Source organism: Microvirga sp. M2 (assembly GCF_047497095.1).
Taxonomy (GTDB): domain Bacteria; phylum Pseudomonadota; class Alphaproteobacteria; order Rhizobiales; family Beijerinckiaceae; genus Microvirga.
Genome location: NZ_CP134065.1, coordinates 50,353 through 65,591, shown reverse-complemented (window position 1 = coordinate 65,591; position 15,239 = coordinate 50,353). Strand labels below are relative to the sequence as shown.

The window sequence follows — 15,239 nt, the reverse complement described above, 5'->3', positions numbered from 1 at the left end:
AGATCGCCGCCGTCCGTCACATCACACAAAGTCAGGCCCGAGAACTTGTTGCCCAGAGCGTCGCCAAGGCTCCCCATCTCGGCACTGCCGCATAGCCGGCCTTTTCCGCATGTCAACCGAACCGAAGAATTGACCCCTTGGGCGAATTGAAGGTTTGACCCCCTCTCATCGCTTTGTGTCTCCCTCAGTTTCGAGGGCTACTCCGGCCTTCTGCAGAAGGCCGGATCGGCGCTTTTCACGAAGCCGGTAGCTGTCGCCGCGGATGGTGATCACCGTCGAATGATGAAGCAGGCGATCCAATATCGCTGTCGCCACGACGGCGTCCCCAAAAACTGATCCCCATTCGCCCACGGAGCGATTGGAGGTGATCAGGATCGAGCCCCGCTCGTAGCGGCGCGACACCAGCTGGAAGAACAGATGCGCCGCATTGGCCTCAAACGGCAGATAGCCAAGTTCGTCGATGATCAGCAGTTTCGGCCGCGCCAAGATCGTCAGCTGCTTGTCGAGCAAGCCATCGTCATGGGCCTTGGCCAGCATTGCCACCAGCGTCGCGGCCGTGACGAACTGCACGCTATAGGTCTGCCGGATCGCCTCGCGTCCGAGAGCGACCGCCAGATGAGTTTTGCCGGTGCCCGGCGGCCCTAAAAGCAAGACCGCATCCCCATGCGCAATCCAGCGGCAGGTGGCCAACTCCCGGACCTGTCGCGGATCCAGCGACGGCTGCGCGTCGAAGTCAAAGCCGTCGAGCTCGCGCACGAACGGGAACTGGGCGATCTTGCTCGCCATGGCGATCCGCCGCTCGTCGCGCCGTGCGATCTCGCACCGGACCAGGAACGCTAGGGCCTCGCGCAAGGTCATGTCCGACCGGGCTGCTTCGTCCAGCAGCGTGTCGAGCTGGTCGCGGATCGCCGTCAGCTTGAGCCGATCGAGCATCGCCACCAGCGCCTCGTGATCGATGGCCGTCATCACCAGCCTCCTCCCACCAGCGCCTCATACTCGGCCAGCGGCCGCAGCAGGGCGGGCGGCACAACGATGTCCGTCGGCGCCGACCGCACCGGCCCCGCGGCGCCGACCACGCCGGCCAGATGCGCACGCTCGACAATCCGTTGGCGGCGGCCCCGGCACAGGGCATGATCGGCGACGACCTCGCCCGCATGACGCACGATCACGCGTCCGCCCAGCACCACGACCTGGACGCTCTCCCCGATCAGCCGCCAGGGCACCGAGTAGCTGTTCGTGTCCAGGTCGATCGCGCAGTCAGCCTGAACCTTGCGCACCAGATCCCGCAGCTGCCCGAACGGCGCCCGCCCGCCGAGGGGACGAAGTGCCCCGGCCTCGTCCGCAAAGCGCTCTGCCGGAGCCACGCCGGTGGTGCCATGCACCCGCTGATCAGCGACCTCACGCGTCCATCGATCCAGATGCGCCTCGAGGGCGGCCCAGCTCTCGAACCGGCGGCCGGCAATGGCATTCTTCTTGACGTAGCCGACCCCGCGCTCGTCCTTTCCCTTCGTGCGCGCCCGGTAGGGCGCACACGCGCGGGGTGCAAATCCCCAGTAGCGGGCAAAGGCATGCAGCCGCCCATTGAACCGCACCTCCCGGGTGGCCGCATCGTGATGCTCGACGAGCGCCTTGGGATTGTCGAACAGCACTTCCGCTGGAACCCCGCCGAAGCGCAAAAAGGCGCCTTCCATGCCCTCGAACCAGTCCGCCTGGCGCTCCCGCAGTGAGGGACGGATATGCAGCCGGCGCGAGTAGCCAAGCGTTGCCACGAACAGGTGCAGCCGCACCCGCTCACCGCCGATCCACACCCGCGTGTCGCCGAAGTCGATCTGCATCTGCTGGCCCGGGGCCGTCTCAAACCGCACGGTTGCCCGCATCTGCGCCTTCAACTCCCGGCGCCAGCGCTGCACCCGCAGTTCCACCGAGCGAAGCCCGATGACGATGCCGTGCTCGCTCGCCAGTTCCTGGCGCACCACGTCGGCGTTGCCGCTATGCCGGAAGAAGCGCTCCCGCAGCCACTCATCCAGCCCGTCGAAAACAGTCCGGCGCACGGGCTTGCGGAAAACAACAGCCCCGCCCTGGCGCAGATAGCGCCGCACCGTATTGCGCGCGCACCCAAATTCTTTCGCCAGCCGCTTGGCACCCCAGCCAAGCCCATGCAGCCGCAGCATCGCAGCCACCTCCTCAGCCTGAAGCATCTCGTCTCCCCGCATCGTGCGCGACAATGCAGGATCCACTGAAACCCCAATCGACATCTATTCCTCCTTTGCCAAGGAGGGGTCAGGTCTTCCTTTCGTCAGGGGGTCAGTTTCTCAATTCGGACGACACCGCAGCGCAATTTTCCGATAAGCAATTAGGGAAAGTAGGCGTTCACATCAGGACAGCGGCTAGTGCGGTTTCGCCGCTATGCCTCATAGAACAGGCCATGAAAACAGCAGCAGAGTATCGGAACCATGCCGAGGAATGCCGGGTGCTCGCCCGGCAGATGCCGGAGGGCGAGCAGCGCGATCAGCTTCTGGAGATGGCCCGAACCTGGGACAACCTCTCCCAGACCCGTGAGGGGCTGGTCCGCAACCATCCCGATCTCGACACGGCAGAACCCCCGGCTCAAGAGCAACGACCTTCCAAGCCGTAGGTCAGTGAGGCGGCCTCTCATTCCGGTGCGGCCGTTTGTGGAACCCTGATTGGCGAGACTAGGCATCTCCTCTTGAGCAGGCTATGAACGGCGACCGTTGGCTGGAAGCCCAGGTTGCCGGCGACTGACAGATGCGTGTGCTGCCGCCTGTCCTCCTGCGGAGCACTCCATGCCTGATGCCGTGCCAGCCTACCATGACCCCGCGACGGTCTTACTCTACGACAGTGATGCCAAACTTGTGCCAGGTCAGACCCTGACCATTTCGTTGGCAAAGGCCGTAAAGCTCATCGTTGAGGAGTGGTCGGGCGACCAACTCGTGGATGTCTTCATTGCCACGCCGCTGGGTTCGATTGAGGGCATCGAGGCCATTCGGCGTCTCTATTTCCGTGACGACTTCCCTCTGGAGCGCAAGGGCTCACGTTTGCCGCTCTAGCTCGAAACCTGAACCTGCCCCGCAACTTCGCAGGACCCCTTTGATGGGACCCCCGTCTAAGATCCGGGGGAGATGCCGGCTGACCCAGCCATGCGCCGCATCAAGATCAACAAAGATGGGATGATCGACACCGCCAATCCGGCCGATCCCGGAAGATCGACGCGTCCAGCAGGGTCTCACGCCAGAAGGCGGCAGTGATCCGGGGATGGCGTTCGCAGATGCGGTGCAGAGCGTGCAGAATGGCCTTAACGGACCCGGATCGGGTTGATGATGTCCGCTGGCTGTGCATGTATGCCCAGCAGGGATAGAAGCATACAGGAGAATCATGAAGGTTCTGGTCATCGAAGATGATCCGTTTGTGCGGGAGATGGCCGTAACTCAGCTGGAGGAGGCGGGTTTCGAGGTCATTGAGGCGGCTGATGGCGGCCAGGCTCTAAGGCTTTTGCAAACCGGGATGACCGTGGACGCCCTGCTGACCGAGGTTCAGATGCCGGAGGTCAATGGCTGGGAAGTTGCTAAGGCCTACCGCGAACGTTTCCCGGCTCTGCCTGTCATCTACGTCACGAGTTATGTCGAGCAGATGCAGCCTGTCCCGGGAGGAGTCATCGTCTCGAAGCCCTATAAGCTGTCTCTGGTGATTGGTCTCTTGAGACCTAGGGTCAGGACCGATTAATTTGAGCTGAGTTGTGATTCAGAGTCTCCGGTTGAGGAGGCTGTGAATGGGTGATCTGTTTCTGCTCAGTGAGCGCCAGATGGCGCGCATCTCGCCGCATTTCCCGTTGGCTCATGGCGTGCCGCGCGTGGACGACCGGCGGGTGGTCAGCGGGATCGTGTATGTCATCCGCAACGGCCTGCAGTGGAAGGACGCGCCCAAGGAGTACGGCCCCCACAAGACGCTCTAGATAGTCTGTACGCAATCGACAAAACGGCTCGCGTTCACCATCAGGGCCGGTTGGGAAGGCATAGCGGATTTCGACCTCTCCGTCCGTGACGACAACTCGGTCCACCAACAGTTCGAGTAGAGCCCGCTTGCGCTCGAAGTCGGCACTGGCCAATCCGTCGCGAATGCGTCGGCAGAACTCTTCCGCATTGTCCGTCAGGCGGGCCGTCTCATGCCGATCGCGTGCGTCAGCCAGGAGTTCCTGTTCTTGCCTTTCTAAAGCTGCCAGACGGCCCTCCGTCTCGCGACGGCGGCGCTCAAACTCGGCTAAGGGAACGACCCCACCCAAGTAAGCCTCGGTCAGTCGTTCGATCTGCTGGGTCAGGCTCGTCCGACCGCGCCGCAGGTTCTCCCGCCGGGCCTGCCATTCCTGCGGCAGCCAATGACCGCCGCGGGCCCGCTCCATGGCTTGCGCGATAACCTCTGGATTCTGCAGCACCTCGCAGAGATCCTGCCAGACCAACTCCTCCAGAGGCTTGGCCGGAATGTAGCGCGCCGGGCAACGCCCTCCAGGAACCAGCAGGCGCAGCTGGGTCTTCGTGCGGCACAGATAGTAATCATAGGCCGGCGGCTGCCGGCGACCGGTGCAGGCACGCCGGCAGCATCCGCAGCTCACAAGGCCGCGCAGGAGATACTGGTGCACCCGGTTGTTGCGTGGCGCCATTCGACGGTTATACACCAGCCGCTCGGCGGCCGCGTCAAACTGCTCCCGGCTGATGATCGCCGGAACAGAGGCCACCGCGATCCACTCCGCCACATCGGTCGGTCGGCGCGTGCCCTTCGAGTGGCCGACTGGGCGCAGCGCCGAGTACCGCGTTTGCGGAGGACTGGTTCGCATGCGATTGGCAAAGATCTGACCGGTATAGGCTGGATTGGTGAGCAGGCACCGCAAGGCCGAGGGGCTCCAGGCCGGACATCCCGTGGGCGAGGCAAGGCCGAGCCGGGCCAGGCGCTGGCTCAACGCGATCATGGTCGCGCCTTCGATGTACCAGGCGAACAGATCGCGCACGACGGCGGCTTCGGCTGCGTCAATGCGCACGCCGGCGGGGTCTCTCGGGCGGTCAGGATCGAGACGGTAGCCGTAGGGTGGACGCGTCCACGGCAACAGCGTTCCCGCCCTGAGCCGCCGCAGTCGGCCGCGGCGCATGCGCTCGGTGATCAGGGTTCGCTCGTACTCGGCCACCGCGCCGCGGATCTGGAGGAGCAATTGATCATGCGGATCTTGGCTCATGGGCCGGTCGAGGAACTCGACCATGGCACCATGCTTCTGAAGCTCCTCCACCAGCAGAACCTGATGGACGTAGTTGCGAGCCAGGCGTATAGCGCGACAATCTGGATGGAGAGCGCGACGATCAGGATCGGGTGATTGGCTGTCGCGGCGGGATGATGATTGTCGCCCCACGACACAGATGCAAGCGCTTTCTTGATTGTCGTTGCGAGCGTCAATCAGGATGAGGTTTTGATTGTCGCGCGGGTCGGCGGACGGCCTGGACCGCGTTTACGCTCAATGGCGGCTCTGCGGCGATAGCTCTCGACATTCATCTCGAAGATCGTCGCGTGGTGCACCAAGCGATCCACCGCGGCGAGCGTCATCGCTTGATCCGGAAAGACCGAGTTCCAGGCTCCAAAGGGCTGATTGGCCGTAATCAAGAGCGAGCGACGCTCGTACCGGGCGCCGATGAGTTCAAAGATGACGCTGGTTTCTGCCTGATCCTTGCTGACATAGGCGAGGTCGTCGAGGATCAGCAGGTGGTACTTGTCGAGTTTGGCAATCGCCGCCTCAAGTTGCAGATCCCGCCGCGCCGTCTGGAGCTTCTGCACCAGATCAGTGGTGCGAGTGAACAGCACCCGCCAGCCGTTCTCCACCAGGGCCAGGCCCAGAGCGGCCGCCAGGTGCGACTTGCCGCCGCCCGGCGGGCCGAACATCAACAGATTGGCGCCCTTCTCCAGCCAGCTATCGCCGGCCGCCAGCGCCATCACCTGCGCCTTGCTGATCATCGGCACCGCGGAGAAGTCGAAGCTGTCGAGGGTCTTGCCGGGCGGAAGACGCGCCTCGTCGAGATGGCGCTGGATGCGCCGGCTGGCGCGCTCGGCCATCTCGTGTTCGGCCAGCGCCGCCAGGAAGCGGGCCGCCGGCCAGCCTTCCTTGTCGGCACGGGCGGCAAAGTCCGGCCAGATCGTCTTGATGGCCGGCAGCCGCAGGTCGTTGAGCGCCAGGGTCAGGCGACCGGCATCGATGGTATCGGAGCTCGTCATGCGACGTCTCCCTGATGCACGCGGGCGAGTTCCTCGTAGGCACTGAGCGGCACATGAGAGATCACAATGTCGGGCACGGCACCGGCATCCGGACTGAACAGCGCGCGCAAGCTCTTGAGATCCGGCAGCCGCCCGGCCTCGAGATCCTCGTCGAGGCGCACGGCGAGTTCGGCCTCGCAGGCGCGCTCATGCGCCAGGGCGAGCAGATCCACCATGGTGCGGCAGGCATCCCGGGCCGGCAGTTTGGCGCACATCGCCTCAAAGGCACGGGCGTAGGCTTGCCGGGGAAAGAGCTGATCGCGATAGACCAGCCCCATCAGGGCCATGGGCTTGCGTCTGAGCGAGTGGATCACGTGCCGGTAATCGACCACATGCCCGTGCCGGCCGTTGGGATGAGCCCGCCCGCGCGGCAGCGTGAACTGATGCGTGCTGCCGAGATAGACCTCGAGGCGATCATCGTACAGGCGCACCCGTAAGCGGTGGCCGATCAGGCGCGAGGGCACGCTGTAGAACACCTTGCGCAGGACGAAGCCGCTGGTCGAGGTCACGGTGACGATGGCGTCCTCGTAATCGGCGGTGCGCCGGTCCGGCAGCTCCTGAAGGGCAGCGCGCTCGACCTCAATGCGCGCGGTATTGCGGGCATTGAGGCGTCCAATGATCTCATCGACGAAGCGGCGGTAGGCACAAAGATCGGCAAAGTCGCGTGAGCCGCGCAGCAGCATTGCATCCTCGATCACCTTCTTGAGGTGTCCATGCACGCTCTCGATGGCGCCGTTCTCGTGGGCGATGCCGGTGTTGTTGCGGCTCGGCTCCATGCCGTAATGGGTGCACAGGGCATCATAGCGCCGGGTCAGGTCCTCGCGGGCGTCGCGATCCAGGTTGCGGAAGGCGGCCGAGAGGCTGTCGCTGCGGTGCTCGCGCGGAGCACCGCCCAAGGCCCAGAGGGCGTTCTGCAGCCCCTCGGCCAGGGCGACATAGCTCTCGCCGCCGAGCACCACATGGGCATGCTCGAAGCCGGAATAGGCGAGCCGGAAGTGATAGAGCCGGTGATCGAGCGGCTGGCCGACAAGGGTGATGGCCAGATCGGCCATGTCGGTGAAGTCGGACAGGCCCATGCGCCCGGGCTCGTGCACCTGACGGAAGATGACCTCCTGCTCGGGGCCGTGCAGGGCGCGCCAGGCGCGGACGCGGCGCTCGAGGGTGCGGCGGATGCCGGGGCCGAGGTCGGGATGGCGGCGGACGATCTCCTCGAAGAGAGCGACGGGGCGCAGGCTCGGAGCGGCTTGGAGTAGCGGCACGATCTCGCTGTCCCAGACGCGTGCGAGCGGATCGGGGCGCCGGCGCCCGCGCGGGACCTTCTTCTGGGAGGGCAGCCGCGGGTCCTTGTCGATGCGATAGGCGGTGGAGGAGCTGAAGCCGGCCTTGGCAGCGGCGATCGGGATGGTGTTGGTGTGACGGAGCTTCATGTAGAGTCTCATCTGGCAGTCGGTGATGTGGCGGCCGGGCACAGGGTGGGTTCCTCATTGGCGTGAAGAAACCTGTTCCTTACTCGGTCGGCCGCGACGGCCAGACGGTGCGATCCGTACGGATCGCACCGTCACCTCTCATTCTGATTGCCGCTCAACTTCCACCCTGATCGCCGCGCCTTACTCGCCCTCGCTTTCCGCCTGATGTCATTAGCATGATGTGGTTTCCCCACAGCCTGCGTATGGTCGAGGAGATGCTCGCGGCCCGTGACATCCTGCTCAGCCACGAGACGGTCTGGCAGCGGGTGATGAAGTTGTGATCAGCATTGCCGGCAAGAAGCATTGGCTCTGGCGCGCAGTGGACCAACACGGGATTGGTCTTGTTTCGGAAAATGGAGAGCACTTCTTGTATGAAGCAGGAGGATCTCCATGCCCCAGACACGCTTTACGAGAGAGTTTCAGGATGAGGCGGTGCGGCTTGCTTTGACCAGCGGCCGCAGCCAGCCCGCGCCAGCGGGAAGATCTGATCCTCTTGGCCCACATCCGCTCGGCCTTTACCCTCTCGAACGAGACCTACGGCAGTCCGCGCATGACCCGCGAGCTGCAGGATGAGGGACTGCCAGTCGGTCGCCGTCGGACCGCTCGACTGATGCGAGAGAACGGCTTGAAAGCCCAGCAGAAGTGGCGTTTCAAGCGCACCACCGACAGCCATCGCGCCTTTCCGATTGCGCCCAATCTGCTCGAGCAGGACTTCTCAGCCACATGCCCGAACCAGAAATGGAACGCGCATGTCTCGTGCATCTGGACGAACGGGGCTGACTGTATCTGGCCGTGGTCCTCGATCTCTTCGCGCGGCGGGTAGTCGGCTGGGCGGTGAGTGACCGGCTGCGCAAGGAGCTGGCGCTCGAGGCGCTGCGCAAGGCTCTGGCGATCCGACGACCTGGTGAGGGGCTGACCCATCACGCGGACCGCGGCAGTCAATATTGTTCGATCGAGTATCAGGCCGAGTTGAAGAAGCACGGCATCCGGATCTCGATGTCCGGGACGGGAAACTGTTATGATAATTCGGTGGTCGAGACCTTCTTCAAGACCTTGAAGTCCGAATTGGTCTGGCGCACGGTGTTCCAGACCAGAGCCGAGGCCAAGAAGGCGATCGGCCGTTACATCGACGGCTTCTACAACCCGGTGCGGCGTCATTCGACGCTCGACTACGTCAGTCCGGTTCAGTTCGAGAAGATGGCCGAATAGCTGCTAACCCGCTCTCCACTAGTCCGAAGCAAATCCATCAACTCGTGGCTACCGGATCGTTGACTGCTTCCGTGATCCTTTCGGCCAAAATGGAAATACCAAGCGACAGCCCGAGCGTCCGCATCGTTGCCTCGTCATCCGAACCGGGTTGGAATAAGCGGTTGACGAACGCCTGTCCAAACTCCTCGATCTCCGTTTGCATGGCTTTGGCTGCCGCGACAGGATCGGACTCTCGCATAAGGATCTTCTTGGCGAGATAGACGACCATCCATTCAAGTGCATTTCGGTCATTCTCAAGATTAACGACTCGGCTCTCCAGTGAACCCATATTCGCCCTTTCCGAAGATCAGCACCTTTATGCTGCCGGGGCCTGCATGCAATCTCAACGGCAAAGCCTGATGTTAGATCTGCTCTTTCGGATTAATTACCCACCGCGGGCCCCCGATCCAGCGGAGGGCATGGCCGCAGAGTTGTTCCGTTATCTGGGCCACCTCACCCAACGTAGATTGGATAATAGCAACGCTCGTCCTCAAGTCTCAAGGCGACGGATCCTCTTCCCTCCGTTCCAGAGCACCGCGTTTGGCGAGGGTGAGAGCGATCACCGCACCGGCACCTCGCCTCGTGCAGCTGCTCGGCCAGATAGGTGAGACCGGCCGGCACATACCGGTCCAGCGCGGTACGGCCCAGGACTTTCTCGGGCATGGCCTGTCAGGGCAGCGAGATCGCGGCGCAGGGCCCCAGCCGCAGCTCTCCTATGCGGGTATGCTGGGCGCAATGGCTCGGTGGCTGAGACGTTTTGAAAACCGTTTTTACTTTTACATCTCACAGATCTCGATACCCGCGCCGTCACTTGGGCCGCCACCCGCTCAGAACCGAAACCCGTTCCGCCACGACCATTCGCACTCGCTTCCGTCACCATCCGCGTCAAGGTGCGGAGCATAGCCGGGCTGCCCCCGGTACATCGGAGCGGCACCAGCAGCATAAGCGGCGTCGCAGTTGCGGAACAAGCTGGCGCCGAAGCGATGAACCCGTGGGATTGAGGGGGATGAGCTGAAGAACGAGGATCACGAGCCGAACGACAGCGACGGATTGTAGGCCGAAAGGCCCACACGGCGGCGCAACTCGCCAGACCTATAGCAGTCGACCATCCGAAGCGCCGCAAAAGCTCCTGCCGCCGATAGCGACGATCCTGACCCGTCCAATACGCGCGCGCCTTCTCCTCGGGAGGGATGTTGAGCTTGTCCCATGGGCCTTTTGTCGTAAGCACGAGCATAATAGCCCATGTGCCACAGTGTATGCACCTCTTTCGAGGAATGGCTCGAGGATCGTGCCCAGTAGTTCTTCCAGTTCTGGAACCGAGGGTGAAAATGCCCCTCACCGCATCAAGCGGGAGGGGCACAAGGGGAAGGCCAGGGGAACATGGGCCTTCGTGCCGGGGTAATCGCTGGAGGGTTGAATGGTTCCCCAGGCCCTGATGCTGTCCCTCTGGCCTACTCCTAAAGAGGATTTGAGTAGATAGCGTAGCCATAGGCGTATTTGGCTTGCGGCAGGAATTGCCGCTTCTGTGGGGCTGGGGTGCCATGCGAGCTTTCAAAACAATCCTCGTCGCAGGCGCGGCGATGCTGACCCTTATGTCTGGCGCACAGGCGCAACAGACCGACTATTCTGAAGTGCCACCATTCGAGAGAATGGTCGTTGGCCAAGTTAGAAGGTTGCGTCGCAAATTTGCAGCAAGGGCGCTAGGATGGCCAAGATCTCGGTCCAAGGTTAAGCGGCGAGCAGATCGAACTGCTCGGCCAATGACGGCTGCGGATTGCAGGCGTACTTCGCCTGCTGCTTGCGCATCATGTGCACCATCTCGATCCCGCCAAGGATCACACGGGCTGAAGCTGCGGACTGGAAGCCCAGCATCGGCCGGATCCGCCGCTTGATGGCGCGATGATCCTGCTCAATCCGGTTATTCAAATAACGACTCTGCCGGATCCGGATCGGTTTCAGCTGACGTCGTGAGCGGTCCTGCAGACGGCTCTCTCCATCACACAACAGGATCGCCTCCCTATTGGTTTGGCTGCCATCGATCACGACCCGCTCAGGCCGACCATGACGCTTGAGGGCCTTGCGCAGGAATCGTTTGGCGGCAGTCAGGTTGCGCCGCTCGCTAAACCAGAACTCGACCGTATCGCCGTTGCTGTCGATGGCGCGGTAGAGATAGCGCCACTGGCCGCGAACCTTGATATACGTTTCGTCAACATGCCACCGGCCAGTGACCGGGCGCTTGCGCCGATTGAATTGCTCCAGCAGAAGCGGAGCATAGTGGATCGTCCAACGATGAATGGTCGCGTGGTCGACGGAGATCCCGCGCTCGGCCATCATTTCCTCGAGATTTCTCAAGCTCAGATTATAGGCCAAATACCAGCGGACGCACAGCAGGCTCACCGAGCGATCGAAGTGGCGGCCTTTGAACATCTGAACCTCCGGAGTTGGTCCGGAGGCATAGATCGAACTGAGTTACTGAACGGTTTGCGACGGAGCCGTCCGCCTTGGTCCTCGCCGGAGCTCGTTTCGATCCGGACCGCTATGCGCGCTTGTGTGACCAGCCTGAGACGGCCGTGGATTGTGCCTGGTTTGCGCGCAGCGGCATCGACCTAAAGACGATTGATGCCGCGATGCTCGGCCGATCCCAGCGGGACGAGCGGATCAAGGCCGTCGTTGCCGTCGATCCGGAACTGAGCGCGAGCTTCGCTCCCGAAAGCATCGCCGGGATTAAGGTTCCTGTCGACATCATCAATCTCGGCTCTCCCGACGCCATACCCTCCGCCCTTGATGCATCGAGCCTTAAGACGCTTACCCCTAGCTCCCGCTATGACACCGTCCCCGATGCCTCGAGCTTCAGCGCGTTCAATCCATGCACGCCGGACGGGCCAGCCCTGCTGCAGGAAGACGGGGACGACGATGCGATCTGCCGGGATGGCACCCGCCCCCGCAAGGAGGTTCACCGCGAGATCGCCGGGAGGATTGCGGATGCCCTTCACCGGAGCCTGTCGGCGCTGCCATGACGCAGGAAAGCAATTCCATCAAGCGGAGGCGCTACCAGCGGACTAAAGGTCGAACGTAAGCCACTCGCCTACCCGCGGATTTGGCGAAGCGGGAATCGCCGAACGTCACGTCCTGTTCCTGAACGTCCAAGGATGGGCCCGCAATCCCGCCATCAGCTGAGGTTTAATTCAAAACCGTCACCTTTTAATGCGGATTCGTGTATAAGGCGAAGAAAGGACGGGTTGGCCTTTTGTTCTCGAATCGAGTAACGAATCCACCTGTTTTCTCAGTGTGCCGAACATTGCATTAAAGCGATTGAATGATGCCAACTGCTTCTGCAAAAAACGAAGAAATCCTTTTGAATCAAGCACAGAAGCGGGTCATCGGCGATAAACAGGCCGAACCCTATCAAGCGCGGATCGCCAGCTCGGTGCGAGAGGCTATTCGGCGCGGTCGATCGGGGGCTGTTCTTGCTCCCACAGGCAGCGGCAAGAGCCTTCTGGCCGCAGGAGCTGCAGAGGACGCGATCGATCTCGGCAAGCCGATCCTGGTCCTTCACCCGGACGTCAGCCTACTGCGCCAGAACTTCGCGCAGTTCCAAACCGTGCCTCGGGTTAGGGGGGCGCAGACTGCGTTCTACGTCGCCAAGAACGAAGCCATCGGTGATCAGCCGATGGTCCGGAACTCGCTCGATGCCGATGTGATCCCGGCCACCAACATGTCCCTCGTCAACAAACTCGATGACGAGGGGTTTCTTCGTTCCCTTGACCGGTTCGGCAAGAGGGGAGGAGTGGTGCTCATCGACGAGGGGCACAAGGCGGCCGCCGAGGAGCTAGCCCGGGTTCTCGCCCGCATTGCCCACGCCGGCGGCTCCGGGATCGTCCTCACCGCAACACCGTTCCGCACCGACGGCAAAGACCCACTGGACGCCTTTGGTGCCAGCATCGAGCATGACCTGATCGATGTTGCGACCTACGATGAGGTCCTGGCAACGGGCCGCACGGTCCCGACAAAGTTCGATATCGCCACCGGCGAATTCGAGGCTCACCTCGGCACTGACGCCGTCCGCCTCATCGAGAGCGCCTTTCTGGCGCTCCTCGCCGAAAACAAATCAGTCGACCAGGCCTCCCAACAAGCGTTCTCCCGCTTCTTCAAGGAGGGCGCGAGCGAGGGCGACAAGGCGATTGCTGCTCTCATCGTCGCGGCCGTCGGCCGGATCTGGGCCAAGCACGCCGCCACGGCCACTCTGGCGATGATCCATTGCGACAGCGTGGAATTTGCCAAGGAGCTCTCCGGCTACCTAGCACAAGAAAGCCTTCCACCAGGACACCCGAGGGGAGGGGAGAAGCCCCGCGTTGCCTTTGTCGTGGCCGGCGAAATTCGGGTGTGGCGCAACGGCGCCGAGGAGGGCCTAGGGGAGGGCGAACCCGGCGGCCGCAAGATCAAGCGCGACGATCTCCTCGACATGGCCCGAGCCGGCGGCTTTGATATCCTGATCAACGTGAATGCCTTAGGGGTAGGGACCGACGTCCCCCAGACAGACCTCAACATCCTGGCCTGCGAGGAGCGTTCCATTGGTCCAGTCAAACAGATCAGTGGCCGCGGCGAACGGGCCCACAAGGCGTCGGGCAAAACCCACCAGGTCTTTGTTGATGTCGGCAATTCGATCCTGCGCATCTTCAGCGACATCGACGCGATGCGCCGGAATGATCCGGAGCGCTGCCGCCGCCAGGTGCGCGGGCTCGCTGCCCTGATCCGCGAGCAGTTCGAGGCCTGGTTCGACAAGGATCCATCCCTTCGGGACCAGATTGAGGAGCGCCAGCGTCAGATCCGGCTCCGGATGGGGGAGGGGGACAGCGAGCAATACGATGACCCGCTCGACCCCACGATGGAAGTCGGCGACGAGGACAGCCTTCCGGTTCCGAAGCCCTTCGCGGCCGGTCTTATGGTCACCGGTATGCGCCGCTACGATGCCGAGACCAAGAAGTTCTCAAGCCGCGTTGCCCTTTTTTGCGACCTGAAGGAGTTCGGGCTCTACGACGAGGAGGCGGCCCCGGATCTCCCCCGATGGCTGGTTGCCACCCACGACGAGCGGACTGGCGCCCAGCAGGGCTTCCTCTGCAAGACCCAAGATGTCGCCCGCAAGTACGTCGCCTTTGTTGGTATCCGTCACGACGGTGATTATGAGAACGCCAGCTCGACCGACAAGCAGCGGAAGTTCCTGGCAAGCCTGCAACAGGCCCGGCCACTGGCCTTGCCATGGCTGAAAGACTTCGCAGCGCCCGCGAACTCGACCCAGATGGCTGCCGCGATTGATCTTCTGAAGGACAAGGCGAGGCTGCTCACACAGCTCTTGAACGTCGCCGCGCTGCGGTTGGTTGAACGTGCCACCGGCGCCCATAGCCTGCGCCCGGACCTCCGCTCGATTGTGCTGGACCGGCCCAACCAGCTCACGCCCCAAAGGCGGGATCTCTTAGCGGCGTATTGCCGGCTCCGGCACCGGTATGCGGACCTGTATCCCTATGCGACGGGTAGCAGGCCCACGGCGTTCTCCGTCTCGACCTTCGATCCGAGCGTTCTTCCCGAGATCAAGGCAATCGTAGCGAACACGAATGTCCGGTTCTTCATCATCGATAACCCAGAGACGGAAGAGCAACTCCGGCCGAGCCTCGCCGAGGGCCTGATCAAGTCTTCCATTGTGGCGGTTGGCCCAAAAGGGTCCAGCGAGCAATGGATCCGGCAGAAGGCAGGTTTCGGCCGCCACGACGATGCAGCCCGTGCCCGGGAACAGAGCTTCCGCGCGTTCCTGAACGAGTTGGCCGACGGTCCGAGTGCCAAGGACCAGACGCTGACAATTACGCTCGTCCGGAGTGAATATCTCGAGATCGCGGCCGCCACCCCAGGAAAGGAACTCATCAGGGCGATGCCTTCCGCTGTCATGGGCCTGTTGCTGCTCCTCGGAGAAGAGAGTGGAGAGCCGCTGTCCGGAGAACAGATCACCCTCATCAAAAACGCGATCGGCAAGAACTTGCCTCAGGCGACAGTTCCGTTTCTGCTGCCTCGGCTCTGTGCCCGGTACGCGCAGAAGCCGGTAGCCCTACAAAAGAAAATCCTGAAGGATCTGGAAAAGGCAGCGATCTTCAAAAAGAACCGGGACGCCTATCTGCGGGCACGGCAACCGTCATCTTTGGCGTCCTAGCGGGCGGAATCTGACGCTTGGTTACC

12 protein-coding genes and 4 pseudogenes are annotated in these 15,239 nt (G+C 62.6%); 8 read left to right on the top strand and 8 right to left on the bottom strand.

The genetic code is table 11. The features are described from left to right. Window positions 1-165: 165 nt before the first annotated feature. Window positions 166-966: an IS21-like element helper ATPase IstB gene (gene istB, locus RE429_RS28915; RefSeq protein ID WP_414471376.1), complete on the bottom strand. Its 801-nt coding sequence runs from the start codon at window positions 964-966 to the stop codon at window positions 166-168. Further along, a complete protein-coding gene (gene istA / locus RE429_RS28910; RefSeq protein ID WP_414476266.1) occupies window positions 966-2,255 on the bottom strand; it encodes an IS21 family transposase in 1,290 nt (429 codons plus the stop codon). The genes istB (RE429_RS28915) and istA (RE429_RS28910) overlap by 1 nt, the downstream gene beginning before the upstream one ends. Window positions 2,256-2,425: 170 nt before the next feature. Here istA (RE429_RS28910) and RE429_RS28905 point away from each other — a divergent pair, with 170 nt between their 5' ends. From RE429_RS28905 to RE429_RS28890, 4 genes and pseudogenes are all read left to right on the top strand, one after another. After that, a complete protein-coding gene (locus RE429_RS28905; RefSeq protein WP_414476265.1) occupies window positions 2,426-2,635 on the top strand; it encodes a hypothetical protein in 210 nt (69 codons plus the stop codon). Between the two features lie 169 nt (window positions 2,636-2,804). Then, window positions 2,805-3,068 carry a hypothetical protein gene (locus RE429_RS28900; RefSeq protein WP_414476264.1) on the top strand — a complete coding sequence of 88 codons (264 nt, stop codon included), beginning with the start codon at window positions 2,805-2,807 and terminating at the stop codon, window positions 3,066-3,068. Window positions 3,069-3,393: 325 nt separating this feature from the next. Continuing rightward, window positions 3,394-3,741, top strand: a complete 348-nt coding sequence (locus tag RE429_RS28895) for a response regulator (protein ID WP_414476263.1) — start codon at window positions 3,394-3,396, stop codon at window positions 3,739-3,741. Between the two features lie 46 nt (window positions 3,742-3,787). Continuing rightward, a pseudogene (locus tag RE429_RS28890) lies at window positions 3,788-3,967 on the top strand (transposase); the annotation flags it as partial. A gap of 546 nt (window positions 3,968-4,513) precedes the next feature. Here RE429_RS28890 and RE429_RS28885 read toward each other — a convergent pair. The 3 genes and pseudogenes from RE429_RS28885 to istA (RE429_RS28875) form a co-directional block, all read right to left on the bottom strand. Beyond that, window positions 4,514-5,290 (bottom strand): annotated as a pseudogene (locus RE429_RS28885) (recombinase family protein); the annotation flags it as partial. Between the two features lie 164 nt (window positions 5,291-5,454). Then, complete coding sequence (gene istB, locus RE429_RS28880; protein ID WP_414476262.1) at window positions 5,455-6,264, bottom strand: IS21-like element helper ATPase IstB; 810 nt, start codon at window positions 6,262-6,264, stop codon at window positions 5,455-5,457. Then, window positions 6,261-7,742: an IS21 family transposase gene (istA, locus tag RE429_RS28875; protein WP_414476481.1), complete on the bottom strand. Its 1,482-nt coding sequence runs from the start codon at window positions 7,740-7,742 to the stop codon at window positions 6,261-6,263. The genes istB (RE429_RS28880) and istA (RE429_RS28875) overlap by 4 nt, the downstream gene beginning before the upstream one ends. A gap of 203 nt (window positions 7,743-7,945) precedes the next feature. Between istA (RE429_RS28875) and RE429_RS28870 the strand changes: the two are divergent. Together RE429_RS28870 and RE429_RS28865 are read left to right on the top strand one after the other, a co-directional pair. After that, a pseudogene (locus tag RE429_RS28870) lies at window positions 7,946-8,103 on the top strand (DDE-type integrase/transposase/recombinase); the annotation flags it as partial. Between the two features lie 126 nt (window positions 8,104-8,229). Then, a pseudogene (locus tag RE429_RS28865) lies at window positions 8,230-8,978 on the top strand (IS3 family transposase); the annotation flags it as partial. Window positions 8,979-9,015: 37 nt separating this feature from the next. On the opposite strand, the gene RE429_RS28860 reads toward RE429_RS28865, so the two are convergent. The 3 genes from RE429_RS28860 to RE429_RS28850 form a co-directional block, all read right to left on the bottom strand. Further along, window positions 9,016-9,306 carry a hypothetical protein gene (locus RE429_RS28860; protein ID WP_414476261.1) on the bottom strand — a complete coding sequence of 97 codons (291 nt, stop codon included), beginning with the start codon at window positions 9,304-9,306 and terminating at the stop codon, window positions 9,016-9,018. Between the two features lie 538 nt (window positions 9,307-9,844). Next, a complete protein-coding gene (locus RE429_RS28855) occupies window positions 9,845-9,940 on the bottom strand; it encodes an excalibur calcium-binding domain-containing protein (protein ID WP_414476260.1) in 96 nt (31 codons plus the stop codon). Between the two features lie 805 nt (window positions 9,941-10,745). Then, a complete protein-coding gene (locus tag RE429_RS28850; protein ID WP_414476259.1) occupies window positions 10,746-11,444 on the bottom strand; it encodes an IS6 family transposase in 699 nt (232 codons plus the stop codon). A 74-nt stretch (window positions 11,445-11,518) separates the two neighbouring features. On the opposite strand from RE429_RS28850, the gene RE429_RS28845 reads away from it, so the two are divergent. Next, window positions 11,519-12,034: an alpha/beta hydrolase family protein gene (locus tag RE429_RS28845; RefSeq protein ID WP_414476258.1), complete on the top strand. Its 516-nt coding sequence runs from the start codon at window positions 11,519-11,521 to the stop codon at window positions 12,032-12,034. A gap of 299 nt (window positions 12,035-12,333) precedes the next feature. Continuing rightward, complete coding sequence (locus RE429_RS28840; protein ID WP_414476257.1) at window positions 12,334-15,213, top strand: DEAD/DEAH box helicase; 2,880 nt, start codon at window positions 12,334-12,336, stop codon at window positions 15,211-15,213. Window positions 15,214-15,239: the final 26 nt, after the last annotated feature.